Here is a 15,077-nt window from a genome sequence, read left to right on the forward strand (position 1 = left end):
GGGTGGGGGAGAAACCCCTCAGCGGGAACGCGCCACCGTGACCTCGACCCGCTGGAACTCCTTCAGCTCGGAGTACCCCGTCGTCGCCATCGCCCTCCGCAACGCGCCGAAGAAGTTCATCGAGCCGTCCGGCGTGTGCGACGGGCCGGTCAGGATCTCCTCCGTCGTGCCGACCGTGCCGAGGTGCACCTTCTTGCCGCGCGGCACGTCCTCGTGGACGGCTTCCATGCCCCAGTGGTGGCCGCGCCCCGGCGCGTTCGTCGCGCGGGCGAGGGGGGAGCCCATCATCACGGCGTCCGCGCCGCAGGCGATGGCCTTGGGCAGGTCGCCCGACCAGCCGACGCCGCCGTCCGCGATGACGTGCACGTAGCGGCCGCCCGACTCGTCCATGTAGTCGCGGCGGGCCGCCGCCACGTCGGCGACCGCGGTGGCCATCGGGACCTGGATGCCGAGCACGTTGCGCGTGGTGTGCGCCGCGCCGCCGCCGAAGCCGACGAGGACGCCGGCCGCGCCGGTCCGCATCAGGTGCAGCGCGGCCGTGTACGTCGCGCAGCCGCCGACGATCACCGGCACGTCGAGCTCGTAGATGAACTGCTTGAGGTTCAGCGGCTCGGCCGCGCCCGACACGTGCTCGGCGGAGACGGTGGTGCCGCGGATGACGAAGATGTCGACGCCGGCGTCCAGCACGGCCTTGGAGAACTGCGCGGTGCGCTGCGGCGACAGCGCGGCCGCCGTGACCACGCCGGCCTCCCGCACCTCGCCGATCCGCCGCGCGATCAGCTCCTCCTTGATCGGCGCCGCGTAGATCTCCTGGAGTCGGCGGTTGGCCGACTCCTCGCCGAGTTCGGCGATCTCGGCCAGCAGCGGCTCCGGGTCCTCGTAACGGGTCCACAGGCCCTCGAGGTTGAGCACGCCGAGCCCGCCGTGCTCGCCGATCGCGATCGCGGTGGCCGGCGAGACCACCGAGTCCATCGGCGCGGCGAGGAAGGGCAGTTCGAAGCGGTAGGCGTCGATCTGCCAGGCGATCGAGACCTCCTTGGGGTCGCGCGTCCGCCGGCTGGGCACCACGGCGATGTCGTCGAAGGCGTACGCCCGCCGGCCGCGCTTGCCGCGCCCGATCTCGATCTCAGTCACGTCCAGAGCCTTTCCACGGGGTTGTGCGCCCCCCAGTATCGCGCCCCCGCGCCGCGGGGGACTCGGCGAGCACCGGGGGGACCGCTCAGCGCCCCGAGTAGTTGGGCGCCTCGACCGTCATCTGGATGTCGTGCGGGTGGCTCTCGTGGAGGCCCGCGGAGGTGATCCGCACGAAGCGGCCACGCTCCTTGATCTCCGGGACCGTGCGGCCGCCGAGGTAGTACATCGACTGGTGCAGGCCGCCGATCAGCTGGTGGACGACGGAGGCCAGCGGGCCGCGGTAGGGCACCTGGCCCTCGATGCCCTCGGGGACGAGCTTGTCGTCGTCGGAGACCTCGTCCTGGAAGTAGCGGTCCTTGGAGTACGAACGGCGCTCGCCACGCGACTGCATGGCGCCGAGCGAGCCCATGCCGCGGTACGACTTCCACTGCTTGCCGTTGATGAACATCAGCTCACCCGGCGACTCCTCGCAGCCCGCGAGCAGGCTGCCGAGCATCACCGTGTCGGCGCCGGCGACCAGGGCCTTGGCGATGTCGCCGCTGTACTGGAGGCCGCCGTCCCCGATGACCGGGATGCCGGCCTCGCGGGCGGCGAGCGACGCCTCGTAGATCGCGGTGACCTGGGGCACGCCGACGCCGGCGACCACCCGGGTGGTACAGATCGAGCCGGGGCCCACGCCCACCTTGATGCCGTCCACCCCGGCGTCGACCAGCGCCTTGGCGCCGTCCCTGGTGGCGATGTTGCCGGCGACGATGTCGACCCGGTCGTAGTTGGACTTGATCTTGGCGGCCATGTCGGGCACCAGCCGCGAGTGGCCGTGCGCCGTGTCCACCACCAGGAAGTCGACGCCGGCCTCGATCAGTGCCTCGGCCCGCTCGAACGCGTCGCCCGCGACGCCGACGGCCGCGCCCACGATCAGCCGACCGTTCGCGTCCTTGGCGGCGTTGGGGTACTTCTCGGCCTTGACGAAGTCCTTGACGGTGATCAGGCCCTTGAGCCGGTTCTCGTCGTCGACCAGCGGCAGCTTCTCGATCTTGTGCCGGCGCAGCAGCTCCATGGCGTCGTCGCCGGAGATCCCGACCCGCCCGGTGACCAGCGGCATCGGGGTCATGACCTCGCGGACCTGACGGCTGCGGTCGGGCTCGAAGGCCATGTCGCGGTTGGTGACGATGCCGAGCAGCCGGCCCTCGGCGTCCGTGACGGGCACGCCGCTGATCCGGAACCGGCCGCACAGCTCGTCGGCCTCGCGGAGCGTGGCGTCGGGGCGGATGGTGATCGGGTCGGTGACCATGCCCGACTCGGACCGCTTGACGCGGTCGACCTGGGCGGCCTGCTCCTCGATGGAGAGGTTGCGGTGCAGCACACCGGCGCCGCCCTGCCTGGCCATCGCGATGGCCATCCTGGCCTCGGTGACCTTGTCCATCGCGGCGGAGAGCAGCGGAACGTTTACCCGCACGTTCCGTGAGATGCGCGAGGAGGTGTCGATGTCCTGCGGCGCCATGTCGGCCGCGCCGGGCAGCAGCAACACGTCGTCGAAGGTCAGCCCCAGGGAGGCGAACTTCTCGGGGACCTCGCCCGCGTAATCAGTCATGGCAGCGTTACAGCCTTTCCCGCATCTCCGGCGTACTCCCCTTGGGCTCACCCAGCCGGGGTGCACTCCATGCTACGGCTCCCGGCGCGGACCGAGGACCGGGCGGTCGGGGCTCGCCCACCAGGGTGACGAGGCCCACTCGTCCCGGCACTCGCCGCGGCCGGGAACGAGTGCCCCAGGGCGTGTCCGTAAGTCTCGTCGGGCCCGGCGAGACTTCGCGGACACGGCCTAGCGACCGGCCAGCGCGCGCAGCCTGGTGAGCGCCCGGTGCTGGGCGACCCGGACGGCGCCGGGCGACATTCCCAGCACCTGGCCCGTCTCCTCGGCCGTCAGCCCGATCGCGACCCGCAGGAGCACCAGCTCGCGCAGGTGGTCGGGCAGGTTGGCCAGCAGTGTCTTGGCCCACTCGGCGTCGCTGCTCAGCAGCGCGCGCTCCTCCGGGCCGAGCGAGTCGTCGGGCCGCTCCGGCATCTGGTCGGACGGCACGGCGGTCGAGCCCGGATGGCGCAGCGCGGCGCGTTGGAGGTCGGCGACCTTGTGCTGGGCGATGCCGACGACGAAGGCGTCGAACGGCCGGCCCGTGTCGCGGTAGCGCGGCAGGGCGCACAGCACCGCGAGGCAGACCTCCTGTGCGAGGTCGTCGACGAAGTCCCTGGCCTCGGTGGGCAGCCGGGCGAGGCGGGTGCGGCAGTACCGCAGCGCCAGCGGATGCACGTGGGCCAACAGATCGTGGGTCGCCTGGGCGTCGCCCTCGGCGGCACGATGCACGAGGGTGCCGATCCCGGTTGCCTCGTCATCGCGCATCGGTCCATGGTGCACCGTCGCCTCACGTTCCGAACCACCGTGGGCTGAGTTGTGCACCGAAGCGTTATGTGTGGGAGCGCTCAGAGTCATGTTCCCTGCCCTCCCCTTACAACTGGCCGGCTCGTCCCCGATGAGCGTCATGCCTTCAAGGATGCGGCACCCGGGAACTTTTTGAGCACGGCCTCCCGACCTGCGCGCTCCCGGGCCGCCCACCGGACGGGGTGACGGTCGCCGCGCCCCCCGTCCGGCCACCCTCCCCCAGCTGGTGCTGGGGGGTGTCTCCATGGTCCGTCAGCGGACCAGGCCCCAGCGGAAACCAAGGGCCACGGCGTGCGCGCGGTCCGAGGCGCCGAGCTTCTTGAACAACCGGCGGGCGTGCGTCTTGACGGTGTCCTCGGAGAGAAAAAGCTCACGCCCGATCTCGGCGTTGGACCGGCCGTGGCTCATCCCCTCGAGCACCTGGATCTCGCGGGCGGTGAGCGTGGGGGCCGCGCCCATGTCGGAGGAGCGGAGCCGGCGCGGCGCGAGACGCCACGTGGGGTCGGCCAACGCCTGGGTGACGGTGGCCCGGAGTTCGGCGCGCGAGGCGTCCTTGTGGAGATAGCCGCGGGCGCCGGCGGCCACGGCGAGCGCCACGCCGTCCAGATCCTCGGCGACGGTCAGCATGATGATGCGGGCCCCGGGATCGGCGGAGAGCAACCGGCGCACGGTTTCCACCCCTCCGAGGCCGGGCATGCGCACATCCATCAAAATAAGATCGGACCGATCGGCGCCCCAGCGGCGCAGGACTTCCTCGCCGTTGGCCGCCGTCGTGACCCGCTCGACGCCAGGCACGGTCGCCACCGCGCGGCGCAGCGCCTCCCGGGCGAGCGGGGAGTCGTCGCAGACAAGGACGGACGTCATGGCCGGCCTCCGCAGCTGATGCGCATCACGTTGAGCCTCCAGGCAGTTGTGTGTCGTCATCTGTGCGGTTGACCAGGCCCGTCAACCGCCTCCGCCCTCTCAACGACGGTCACCCGAAAGAGTTACGGCCGCCAACCACACAGCATCAGCACTCTACGTGACCAGCGCATCACCGGGGAGCCCCTCTCCGGTAAACACGCCGAACATTGATTTTGTCCTTTTTAGGCCCTATTGCCCATCTTGAGGTGTCTGCGGCTATATTCAGCTGGTAGTCATATTTACATCAGCTTGATGAGGCTTAGGCAGCAACCGAAGACGATGGGACACCGCCATGGCAGACTTCTCGCGCCTTCCCGGCCCCAACGCCGACCTGTGGGACTGGCAGCTGCTCGCCGCCTGCCGGGGCGTCGACAGTTCGCTGTTCTTCCACCCCGAGGGTGAGCGCGGCGCGGCCCGCAGCGCACGCGAGGAGGCGGCCAAGGAAGTGTGCATGCGCTGCCCGGTGCGCGCCGAGTGCGCGGCCCACGCGCTCTCCGTCCGCGAGCCCTACGGGGTGTGGGGCGGGCTCACCGAGGACGACCGCGAGGAGCTGCTGGGCCGCGCCCGCCGCGACCTCGTCAACGCCTCGACCCGCGAGAACGGGCGGGACGCCCACTCCTAGGCACCGCCCAGGACACGCCGACCACTACGGTTCGGCTATGACAACCGCATTGGTGACGGGAACGACCGCGGGCCTCGGCGCGGCCTTCGCACGCCGGCTGGCCCGCGACCGGCACGACCTCGTACTGGTGGCCCGCGACGGGGACGCGCTGCGGCGACAGGCCGCCGAGCTGCACGACCGACACGGCATAGAGGCGACGGTGCTGGTGGCCGACCTGGCCACGGACGAGGGCATCGAGGCCGTGGAGCGCCGGCTCGCGGACCCCGAACGACCGGTCGGCCTGCTCGTCAACAACGCCGGGTTCGCGCTGCGCGGCAAGTTCCTCGACGCCCCGGTGGCCGACGAACTCCGCATGCTCCGGGTGCACTGCGAGGCGGTGCTCCGGCTGACGACCGCGGCCGCCGGGACGATGCGGCGGCGCGGCCGCGGCGCGGTGATCAACGTCGCCTCGGTCGCCGCGTTCGTACCGCGCGGCACCTACGGCGCGTCCAAGGCCTGGGTGGTGCAGTTCACCGAGGGCGCGGCCCGGGACCTGGCGGGCAGCGGGGTGCGGCTGATGGCGCTCTGCCCCGGCTTCGTCCGCACCGAGTTCCACGAGCGCGCCGGGCTGAGCACCGACGACATCCCGGGCTGGATGTGGCTGGACGCGGACCGGGTGGTGGACGCGGCGCTGCGCGACCTGGGGCGCGGCCGGTCGCTGAGCATCCCGGACGCCCGGTACAAGACGCTGATCGGCGCCAGCAAGCTGGTGCCGCGCGCGGCGCTGGGCGGCGTCTCGGCGCGGGCCGGGCGCCGGTACGGGCCCAAGCGCGCCGGAAGGCCGTCGGGCGACGCGCCGGAGCGCCCGAACGACTCCGACCCATTGTGATGAATCGGACAAAAGCGACTAGCCTGAAGGTGTGAGCATCAGGCGCCTAGAGACTCGGATTCATCATGACTTTCGTACAGGTAATCGATTGCCGGACCAGCCGGATCGATGAGCTGAACCGGCTGATGGACACCTGGGTGGCGGGCACGCACGGCAGGCGGACGGCCACCCACTCGGTGGTGGGCAAGGACCGGGAGGACTCGACGCACGTCGTCGAGATCGTGGAGTTCCCCTCGTACGAGGAGGCCAGGCGCAACTCGGACCTGCCCGAGACCGAGCGGATCTTCGAGGAAATGGTCGCACTCTGTGACGATGTGCCGCGCTTCACCGACCTGGACGTGGTGCGCGACGAGCAGCTGAACAAGACGGTCGCCAAGCGCTTCTTCGAGCGGATCGGCGACGGCGACCCGCACGCCCTGAGCGGTCTGTGCACGCCCGGCTACCTGGACCACGACCCGGGCAACGGCCCGGAGCCGGTCGGTCTCGCCGAGGCCGAGGCGGTCACCGCCCGCTACATCGGCGCCCTCTCGCCCACCTTCGCGATCGACGGCCAGGTGGCCGAGGGTGACACGGTGACCACCCGCTGGACGGTCACCGGCACCAACGACGGCGAGTTCATGGGCCTGCCGGCGACCGGCCGGCCGGTCCGGGTGACCGGGCAGACCACCCACCGGTTCGAGCACGGGCTGATCGCCGAGGCCTGGTGGAACTGGGACCAGCTGGGGCTGCTGAACCAGATCGGCATCGTCGAGCTCTGATCCGGCCCGGATGACAGGGAAGGGCCCCCGCCCGCGACGTGGTCGCGGGCGGGGGCCCTTCGCCGTGACTGCCGGTGGCCCGGGTGCGCGTGGCTCAGTGCGCGTGGCCGTGGCCGCCGTGGCCGGCCTGCTCCGGCTCCTCTTCCTTCTTCTCCACCACCAGGGTCTCGGTGGTGAGCAGCAGGGCGGCGATGGAGGCCGCGTTCTGCAGCGCGGAGCGGGTCACCTTGACCGGGTCGATGACGCCGTCCTTGACCAGGTCGCCGTAGGTGCCGGCGGCCGCGTTGTAGCCCTGGCCCTTGTCGAGCTCGGCCACCTTGGAGGTGATCACGTAGCCTTCGAGGCCCGCGTTCTCCGCGATCCAGCGCAGCGGCTCGACGGCGGCGCGGCGCACGATCGCGACGCCGGTCGCCTCGTCACCCGAACGGCCCAGGCCGTCCGCGAGAACCTTGGCGGAGTGCACCAGGGAGGCGCCGCCGCCCGGGACGATGCCCTCCTCGACCGCCGCGCGGGTGGCCGAGATGGCGTCCTCGAGACGGTGCTTCTTCTCCTTCAGCTCCACCTCGGTGGCGGCACCGACGCGGATCACGCAGACGCCACCGGCCAGCTTGGCCAGCCGCTCCTGCAGCTTCTCGCGGTCCCAGTCGGAGTCGGTGTTGTCGATCTCGGCGCGGATCTGGGCGACCCGGCCCTCGATCTCGGCCGAGGAGCCGCCACCGTCGACGATGGTGGTGTCGTCCTTGGTGATGGTGACGCGGCGGGCCGAGCCCAGCACGTCGAGGCCGACCTGGTCGAGCTTGAGGCCGACCTCCTCGGAGATGACCTGGCCGCCGGTCAGGGTGGCCATGTCGCCGAGCATCGCCTTGCGGCGGTCGCCGAAGCCGGGGGCCTTGACGGCCACCGAGTTGAAGGTGCCGCGGATCTTGTTGACGACGAGGGTGGAGAGCGCCTCGCCCTCCACGTCCTCGGCGATGATCAGCAGCGGCTTCGAGGCGCCGGCCTGCATGATCTTCTCCAGCAGCGGGAGCAGGTCCTGGATGGAGGAGATCTTGCCCTGGTGGATCAGGATGTAGGGGTCGTCGAGGACGGCCTCCATGCGCTCCTGGTCGGACACCATGTAGTGCGACAGGTAGCCCTTGTCGAAGGCCATGCCCTCGGTGAACTCGAGCTCGAGGCCGAAGGTCTGGGACTCCTCGACGGTGATCACGCCGTCCTTGCCGACCTTGTCCATCGCCTCGGCGATCAGCTCGCCGACCTGCTTGTCCTGCGCGGACAGGGCGGCGACGGCGGCGATGTCCGCCTTGGAGTCGATCGGACGGGCGCTGGCCCTGAGGTCCTCGGCGATCGCCGCGACCGCGGCGTCGATCCCGCGCTTCAGACCGGACGGGGAGGCACCGGCGGCCACGTTCCGCAGGCCCTCACGGACCAGGGCCTGGGCCAGCACGGTGGCGGTGGTGGTGCCGTCACCCGCGATGTCGTTGGTCTTGGTCGCCACCTCCTTGACGAGCTGGGCGCCGAGGTTCTCGTACGGGTCCTCGACCTCGACCTCGCGGGCGATGGTGACGCCGTCGTTGGTGATGGTCGGCGCGCCGAACTTCTTGTCGATGACGACGTTGCGGCCCTTGGGGCCGATCGTCACCTTGACCGTGTCGGCCAGCTTGTTCACGCCACGCTCGAGGGCGCGACGGGCGTCCTCGTCGAACTTCAGGATCTTCGCCATCGGTTGGGTGTCCCTTGTGCCTTGTCGTCTTCGTGAGGGCGGGTTCCGCGGGGCGGGGTCACCGCGGAGCGGGCTGCGCTGCGTCACCACACAACGACGCCCCGGCCCGGCCGTGCTTCAGATCAGGCGCGGGTCCCGGGGCGCGTCGGTGGCGAACTGCTCTCGACCGGTCCGAGTTACTTCTCGATGATCGCGAGCACGTCGCGGGCGGAGAGGACGAGGTACTCCTCGTTGTTGTACTTCACCTCGGTGCCGCCGTACTTGCTGTAGAGCACGACATCGCCGACCTTGACGTCGAGCGGGAGCCGGTTGCCGTCCTCGAAGCGACCCGGGCCCACGGCCAGGACGACGCCCTCCTGGGGCTTCTCCTTGGCGGTGTCCGGGATGACCAGGCCCGAGGCCGTGGTCTGCTCGGCGTCGAGCGGCTGGACCACGATGCGGTCCTCAAGCGGCTTGATGGCAACCTTGGTGCTGGCGGTCGTCACGATCCGACCTCCCCCTTCGGAGATCTCGCGGGGTCTTCATGTCTGGGTTGCGACCTGGGGAACCGTCGTCGCGGGTGCCGGATCCGCCTGTCGCGTCATTGGCACTCCCATGTTGAGAGTGCCAGCGTTGAGACTCTAGGCCGCGGTTAGCACTCAGTCAACTAGAGTGCCAGTCGCCCTGGCGGGCGAGGCGCCCCCACGCGACGCCGGGGGGCCGAATCGGCCCCCTTGGGCGGGATGTTGCGAACACCCTTACGAACGCCCCGCGGGCGGTTGGCCGCTGAGGCGCTGCCGCGCCGTGGGCCGGCCGGCGCTGCGCGCCCGCAGCCGGGCGGGCGTGTGGCGCCGTGAGCGCGAAGCGCTACGCGCCACCTCGGGTGGGCAGGAAACCGGCCGCCCGTAGGCAGGCGGGCCGGTTCCGTTCCTCGGCCGCTCCCGAGGCGTTGCGGTCGGTCGAGCCGCGCCCCGGTCGGCCCGGGCGTCCACACCGCCCTGCGGGCGGCCCGGCGCGGGACGCGCGAAGCGGCGGCGACCGGCCCACCACGGGTGAGGCCCCCTCCGCCGGTGGGAAGTCAGACGTAGTCCTCCAGGCGGGCCAGCGCGAAGCCCTGGCTGGTCGCCGTGTCGAGGACGCGGCGGATCATGTCCGGCATGGAGCCGGACCACTCGTCGGTGCCGCGGAAGTGGGTGAGGATGATGTCGCCCGGGTGGAGTTCGTGGTCGCCGCGGCCCCAGTCGATGCGGTCGGGGAAGGCCTCCTCGGCCCACAGCGGGACGGCCTCGACGTCGCAGGACGCGGCGGCGCGCAGCGTGTCGCGGTCGTAGGCGCCGTAGGGCGGGCGGAAGAGGGTGGGGCGCTCGCCGATCTCCTTCTCCAGGATGTCCTGTTGGCGGCAGATCTCCTCCCGCTGCTCGGCGTAGGAGAGCGTCGGCATCTCGCGGTGGTTGATGGAGTGGTTCTGGATGGCGGAGCCGTCCCGGTGGGCCTCGCGGAAGTAGTCGTAGTCGTCGCGCGCCACGTAGTCGGAGAGGAAGCTCGTGTAGGGCAGGTCGAGTTCGCGCATCATCTCCAGCAGCTCGGGGTCCTTCTCGGCGCCGTCGTCGATGGTGAGGAAGACCACCTTCTCGTCGGTCGGCACCTGGACGATCACCGGCGGCAGGCCCTTGCCTGTGGTGTGTCCGGGCTCGCTGGTCAGCTTCGGCTTGTCGGCGGGGGGCGCCGGCGCCCGGAGCGGGGTGCGGCGCAGGCCCCACGTCTTGACGGCCGCGATCCGCCGCTTCTCGGCGCCCTTCAGGCGCTTGGCGTAGGCGGCCAGCGCGTCCGCGACGGTGCGCGCCTGGGCGCGCTGCGGTGCGCCGAGGACGAGGCCGGCCTCGCCGGCGCCCGGGCCGTTGGGCGGTGGCGCGGGGGCGCCGGTGACGGCGCCGAGGAAGCGCCAGCGGTCCGGCTCGGCGGGCGGCGGAGTCGGGACGGCGCCGGAGCAGGCGAGGGCGAGTATCGTCGCGCCACCGAGCAGTCCGTAACGCCGCACGCGCCAGCGGAGTCGGCTCGGCGGGCCCTGCCCCTCCCCGCGATCACCTTGTCCTACTTGTCCGATAATCTCCATGGTTCCGGATGCTGCCACCCCCCTCCCCCGGACCCCGGCAGACCGTTCCGTGGCACCGGGGAGAATGACCCGTGTGGCCGCACCGTCCGCCGACCTCGGCGCCTTCCCCGACCTGCTCACCGAGCGGGGCCGACTCCTCCTCGGGCAGCTGAGGGACCTCGACCCGGCCGACGAGCTGACCGCCGCCACCCGGCTGCGCCGCGACCACCCCGCCGAGCTCGTCTCGGCCGCCATCGGCCAGGCCCGGCTACGGCAGCGCGCGGCCGCCAAGTTCGGCCAGGACGCCGAGCGGATGTTCTTCACGCCGAACGGCGTGGAGCAGGCCACCCGCGCCCCCGTCGCCGCCTGGCGCGCCGCCCGCTTCGCGGCGCTCGGCGCCCGGCGCCTCGCCGACCTGTGCTGCGGCGTCGGCGGCGACGCCATCGCGCTCGCCCGCGCCGGCATCGAGGTGGTGGCCGTCGACCGGGACCCGCTCACCTGCGCCGTGGCCCGGGCCAACGTCGAGGCGCTGGGGCTCGCCGACCGCGTCGAGGTGCGGTGCGCCGCCGTCCAGGACGTGGACGTCACGGACTTCGACGCGCTCTTCGCCGACCCGGCACGGCGCGGCGGCCGGGGCCGCGTCTTCGATCCCGAGGCGTACTCGCCGCCGCTCTCCTGGGCGTTGGCCACGGCGCGCCGCGCCCCGCTGGCCGCGCTCAAGGTGGCGCCCGGCGTGCCGCACGAGGCGATCCCGGACGGCGCCGCGGCCGAGTGGGTCTCGCACCGCGGCGAGGTCAAGGAGGCCGTGCTGTGGTTCGGCGCCGGCGAGCCGGAGCCGCGCCGGGCCACGCTGCTGCCCGGCGGCCACGCGCTGACCGGCTCGGGCACCCGGCGGGCGCCCGCCGGCGAGCCCGGCCGCTACCTGTACGAGCCGGACGGCGCCGTGATCCGCGCCCACCTCGTCGCCGAGGCCGCCGAGGCGATCGACGGCCGGCTGCTCGACCCCGAGATCGCCTACGTCACCACGGACGCGCCGGCCGCCACGCCGTTCGCCACCGGCTACGAGCTCACCGACGTGCTGCCGTTCCACGTCAAACGGCTGCGCGCCCTGCTGCGGGAGCGCGGCGTCGGCACGGTCACCGTCAAGAAGCGCGGCTCGCCGCTCACCCCCGAGGAACTGATCCGGCGCCTCAAGCCGCGGGGCCCGGGCGCGGCCACCGTCTTCCTCACCAGGATCGCGGACGAGCCGGCCATGCTCGTCGGCCACCCGCTGCGGTAGGTGTCAGTCGGGGACCGGGGCGAACCGCCAGCGGTGCACCGGGCGGTGCAGCAACTCGGCCGGCGGGTCGGGCAGTTCGGCCACCGGTCCGGCCGGCCACCAGGTGATCACCAGCACCCGGTCGGGCTCGGCCGTGAGGGTCTCGCGGCGGGCCGGCGCCGGGTCGAGCGACTGCCCCCTGGCCCAGGCCAGCAGCTCGGCGCCCCGGCCGGCGACCGCCCGCGCCTCCCACATCAGGGCCAGCGCGGCGGCCATCAGTGCCCGTGCCCGTGGTGAGGGTGGTGATGGTCGTGCGCCGCCGGGACATGGGGCTCGGTCACCGGCAGCGAGGAGTCGGCCGGCAGGTCGAGCGCCGACGGCGTGCGCCCCCTGGCCACCATCTCCGCGCCGAGCGCCGCCACCATCGCGCCGTTGTCCGTGCACAGCCCGGGGCGGGGCACCCGCAGCGTGATGCCGGCGTCGGCGCACCGCTCCTCGGCCATGGCGCGCAACCGGGAGTTGGCCGCCACCCCGCCGCCGATCATCAGGTGGTCCACGCCCTCGGACCGGCAGGCCCGGATCGCCTTGCGGGTCAGCACGTCCGTGACGGCCTCCTGGAACGACGCCGCCACGTCCGCCACCGGCACCTCCTCGCCGGCCGCCCGGCGGTTCTCCACCCAGCGGGCCACCGCCGTCTTGAGGCCGGAGAAGGAGAAGTCGAACGGCGCGTCGCGCGGCCCGGTGAGCCCGCGCGGGAAGCGCACGGCGCGCGGGTCGCCCTCGCGCGCCAGCCGGTCGATGACGGGGCCGCCGGGGAAGCCGAGCCCGAGCACCCGCGCCACCTTGTCGAACGCCTCGCCCGCCGCGTCGTCGATGGTGGCGCCCAGCGGCCGCACGTCCGTCGTGATGTCCGGCGCGAGCAGCAGCGAGGAGTGGCCGCCGGAGACCAGCAGCGCCATCGTCGGCTCGGGCAGCGGGCCGTGTTCGAGCTGGTCCACGCAGATGTGGGAGGCCAGGTGGTTGACGCCGTAGAGCGGCTTGCCGAGCGCGTAGGCGTACGCCTTGGCGGCCGAGACGCCGACCAGCAGCGCGCCGGCCAGCCCGGGCCCGGCGGTGACGGCGACCGCGTCCAGGTCGCGGGCCGCCACGCCGGCCTGGGTGAGGGCCCGCTCGATGGTCGGGACCATCGCCTCCAGGTGGGCCCGGCTGGCGATCTCCGGCACCACGCCGCCGTAGCGCGCGTGGTCGTCCACGCTGGAGGCGACGGCGTCGGCCAGCAGCGTGTGGCCGCGCACGATGCCGACGCCGGTCTCGTCGCAGGACGTCTCGATGCCGAGGACGAGCGGTTCGTCAGCCATCTTCGTTCTTCTCCTCCTCCGGGTCCCCCCGGTCGGCCGTCGGCTCGATCGTGCGGCGCATCACCAGCGCGTCGTGGCCGCCCGGCTGGTAGTAGCCGCGGCGGACGCCGACCGGCGCGAAGCCGAACCGGGTGTAGAGCCGCTGGGCGCGCTCGTTGTCGACCCGCACCTCGAGCAGCACCTCGCGGCAGCCGAACCCGGCGGCGGCCGCCAGCAGTTCGGACAGCAGCCGGGCGCCGAGGCCGGTGCCCTCGTGGGCCCGGGTGACGCCGATGGTCATCACGTCGCCGGCGTCGCCCGCCACGCCGACCCCGCCGTAGCCGACCAGCCGGCCGTCCGGCCGCTCGGCCACCACGTAGCGGCGGCTGGGGCGCGGGCCGCGGGCGTTGGCCAGCTCGGACCAGAACATCTCGGCCGACCAGGCGTCCTCGGGGAACAGCTCGGCCTCCAGGCCGAGCACCGGCTCGATGTCCCACCAGCGCATCTCGCGCAGCACGACATGCCCCGGGGGGTGAAGGTGCTCGGCGTGCTCAGGGGTCAACGGGTGACCGCCTTGTAGCCGGTCGGCACCCTGGCGTCCGGGCGGCGCAGGTACTGCGGCCGCGGCTCGGCCAGCGGCTCGCCGGCGGCCAGCCGCTCGGCCGCGAGCGCGGCCAGCGCCGCCGCCGAGGCGTGGCGCGGCAGGTCGTCGCGGTGGCCGGGGAAGGCGTCGGGGTAGAGCAGCGCGCCGGCGCCGACGGCCGGCAGCCCCGCGACGGACCCGGCGATCTCGGCGGGCCGGTCGACGGCCGGGCCGGCCAGCCGGGTCCTGGCGTCCGCGTAGCGGGCCCAGTACACCTCCTTGCGCCGCGCGTCGGTGGCCACCACGAACGGCTCGGTCAGCCCGGCCGCGTAGGCGATGCCGTCCAGCGTGCCCACCCCGTGCACCGGGATGTCGCGGGCGGAGCCGAGGGCGGCGGCGGTGACCAGGCCGACCCGCAGCCCGGTGTAGGGGCCGGGACCGGTGCCGACGACCAGCGCGGTGACGTCGGCGAGCCGGCGGCCGGCGTCGGTGAGCACCCGGTCGACGGCGGGCAGCAGCAGTTCGCCGTGCCGGCGCGGGTCGACCTCCTCGGCGGTGGCGAGGGTCCGCTCTCCGTCGTGCAGGGCGACGGTCACGGCCGGGGTCGCGGTGTCCAGGGCGAGCAGCAGCACCGGGCAAGCCTACGACTCGCCGAGCGGGCTCCCGTCGCCTGGTAGCGTCGCCCCAGGACTCTCCGTTCCACACCTTCCTGCGCGAAAGGCGGGAGCAGACCGTGGCGCGCCACACCTCAGGCTCCGGTTCCGGTGTCTTCGTCTCCGTGCTGACCGCCACCGCGCTCGCCGTCGTCGCCTTCTTCGCCTACCAGGCGTCGGCGGCCGTGGACGACGCCCCCTCCCGGTCCACCGAACGGCCCGACGAGTCGGCCGCGCCCGAGGACGACGCGAACGGCGGCGGCGAGGGCGGCGAGGGCACGGCGACCGATGAGCCGCCGCTGCCGCCCGAGTCCGGCACCGGCAAGCGCGTCGTCTACTCCCTGGCACAGCAGCGGGTCTGGCTGGTGGACGTCAGCCAGGACGGCACGGGCGAGGTCGTGCTCGACACCTTCCCGGTCCACCCCAGCGCGGTGAGCCCGTCGCCCGGCGAGTACGCGGTCACCTCCCGGAACCCGAGCGGCACCGGCTCCGACGGGGTGGCGATCGAGAACACGGTCATCTTCCACGAGGAGGACGGCGTGGTGTTCGGCTTCTCGGCCGCGATCGACGGCTCCACGCCGGACCCCGACGCGGAGCTGCGCACCGGCGCGGTCCGCGAGGCGCGCGAGGACGGCGCGGCGATGTGGGAGTTCGCGACCGAGAGCGTCGCGATCGTCGTCGTCACCTGACCCGCGGCGGCATCGCCGCCGACGTGCGGCCGGGGTTTCCCCCACCC

Annotated in this window: 15 protein-coding genes and 1 pseudogene; 5 read left to right on the forward strand and 11 right to left on the reverse strand. The window is 73.0% G+C overall.

The genetic code is table 11. The annotated features are described in order from the left end of the window. Nucleotides 1-18: 18 nt before the first annotated feature. From E1283_RS17000 to E1283_RS17015, 4 genes are all read right to left on the reverse strand, one after another. The gene (locus E1283_RS17000; RefSeq protein WP_132818906.1) at nt 19-1,134 is read right to left on the reverse strand and encodes a GuaB3 family IMP dehydrogenase-related protein; all 1,116 of its coding nucleotides are present in this window, start codon (nt 1,132-1,134) and stop codon (nt 19-21) included. An 85-nt stretch (nt 1,135-1,219) separates the two neighbouring features. Continuing rightward, a complete protein-coding gene (gene guaB / locus E1283_RS17005; RefSeq protein ID WP_132818907.1) occupies nt 1,220-2,725 on the reverse strand; it encodes an IMP dehydrogenase in 1,506 nt (501 codons plus the stop codon). Between the two features lie 228 nt (nt 2,726-2,953). Further along, nucleotides 2,954-3,529, reverse strand: coding sequence for an RNA polymerase sigma factor ShbA (gene shbA, locus E1283_RS17010; protein ID WP_279571267.1), 576 nt, complete (start codon nt 3,527-3,529; stop codon nt 2,954-2,956). A gap of 291 nt (nt 3,530-3,820) precedes the next feature. Continuing rightward, entirely contained in the window at nt 3,821-4,432 is a 612-nt protein-coding gene (locus tag E1283_RS17015) for a response regulator transcription factor (RefSeq protein WP_019431595.1), read from the reverse strand. 331 nt (nt 4,433-4,763) lie between these two features. On the opposite strand from E1283_RS17015, the gene E1283_RS17020 reads away from it, so the two are divergent. The 3 genes and pseudogenes from E1283_RS17020 (at nt 4,764) to E1283_RS17030 (ending at nt 6,719) form a co-directional block, all read left to right on the forward strand. After that, nucleotides 4,764-5,093 carry a WhiB family transcriptional regulator gene (locus E1283_RS17020; protein ID WP_132818909.1) on the forward strand — a complete coding sequence of 110 codons (330 nt, stop codon included), beginning with the start codon at nt 4,764-4,766 and terminating at the stop codon, nt 5,091-5,093. A 37-nt stretch (nt 5,094-5,130) separates the two neighbouring features. Beyond that, nucleotides 5,131-5,901 (forward strand): annotated as a pseudogene (locus E1283_RS17025) (SDR family NAD(P)-dependent oxidoreductase); the annotation flags it as partial. 125 nt (nt 5,902-6,026) lie between these two features. After that, nucleotides 6,027-6,719, forward strand: coding sequence for an ester cyclase (locus tag E1283_RS17030; RefSeq protein WP_132818911.1), 693 nt, complete (start codon nt 6,027-6,029; stop codon nt 6,717-6,719). Nucleotides 6,720-6,813: 94 nt separating this feature from the next. Here the strand turns inward: E1283_RS17030 and groL are convergent, their stop codons facing one another. The 3 genes from groL to E1283_RS17045 form a co-directional block, all read right to left on the reverse strand. Then, on the reverse strand, nt 6,814-8,439 hold the full coding sequence (gene groL / locus E1283_RS17035) for a chaperonin GroEL (RefSeq protein ID WP_132818912.1): 1,626 nt from the start codon (nt 8,437-8,439) through the stop codon (nt 6,814-6,816). 176 nt (nt 8,440-8,615) lie between these two features. Further along, nucleotides 8,616-8,924, reverse strand: coding sequence for a co-chaperone GroES (gene groES, locus E1283_RS17040; RefSeq protein ID WP_100569792.1), 309 nt, complete (start codon nt 8,922-8,924; stop codon nt 8,616-8,618). A 572-nt stretch (nt 8,925-9,496) separates the two neighbouring features. Next, nucleotides 9,497-10,522 (reverse strand): polysaccharide deacetylase family protein, encoded by a 1,026-nt coding sequence (locus E1283_RS17045; protein ID WP_425086188.1) that lies wholly within the window; start codon nt 10,520-10,522, stop codon nt 9,497-9,499. 73 nt (nt 10,523-10,595) lie between these two features. On the opposite strand from E1283_RS17045, the gene E1283_RS17050 reads away from it, so the two are divergent. Beyond that, on the forward strand, nt 10,596-11,789 hold the full coding sequence (locus E1283_RS17050) for a class I SAM-dependent methyltransferase (protein ID WP_132818913.1): 1,194 nt from the start codon (nt 10,596-10,598) through the stop codon (nt 11,787-11,789). Between the two features lie 3 nt (nt 11,790-11,792). Here the strand turns inward: E1283_RS17050 and E1283_RS17055 are convergent, their stop codons facing one another. Genes E1283_RS17055 through tsaB form a run of 4 tightly spaced genes read right to left on the reverse strand, consistent with a single transcriptional unit; the run spans nt 11,793 to nt 14,320 of the window. Then, a complete protein-coding gene (locus E1283_RS17055) occupies nt 11,793-12,044 on the reverse strand; it encodes a hypothetical protein (protein ID WP_132818914.1) in 252 nt (83 codons plus the stop codon). After that, entirely contained in the window at nt 12,044-13,126 is a 1,083-nt protein-coding gene (gene tsaD, locus E1283_RS17060; protein ID WP_132818915.1) for a tRNA (adenosine(37)-N6)-threonylcarbamoyltransferase complex transferase subunit TsaD, read from the reverse strand. The genes E1283_RS17055 and tsaD overlap by 1 nt, the downstream gene beginning before the upstream one ends. After that, the gene (rimI, locus tag E1283_RS17065; protein ID WP_243744895.1) at nt 13,119-13,610 is read right to left on the reverse strand and encodes a ribosomal protein S18-alanine N-acetyltransferase; all 492 of its coding nucleotides are present in this window, start codon (nt 13,608-13,610) and stop codon (nt 13,119-13,121) included. The genes tsaD and rimI overlap by 8 nt, the downstream gene beginning before the upstream one ends. Nucleotides 13,611-13,663: 53 nt before the next feature. Then, on the reverse strand, nt 13,664-14,320 hold the full coding sequence (gene tsaB / locus E1283_RS17070; protein WP_132818917.1) for a tRNA (adenosine(37)-N6)-threonylcarbamoyltransferase complex dimerization subunit type 1 TsaB: 657 nt from the start codon (nt 14,318-14,320) through the stop codon (nt 13,664-13,666). Between the two features lie 101 nt (nt 14,321-14,421). On the opposite strand from tsaB, the gene E1283_RS17075 reads away from it, so the two are divergent. Beyond that, complete coding sequence (locus E1283_RS17075) at nt 14,422-15,030, forward strand: hypothetical protein (protein WP_132818918.1); 609 nt, start codon at nt 14,422-14,424, stop codon at nt 15,028-15,030. Nucleotides 15,031-15,077 lie beyond the last annotated feature (47 nt).

This window comes from Streptomyces hainanensis (assembly GCF_004348415.1).
GTDB classification, from domain to species: domain Bacteria; phylum Actinomycetota; class Actinomycetes; order Streptomycetales; family Streptomycetaceae; genus Streptomyces; species Streptomyces hainanensis.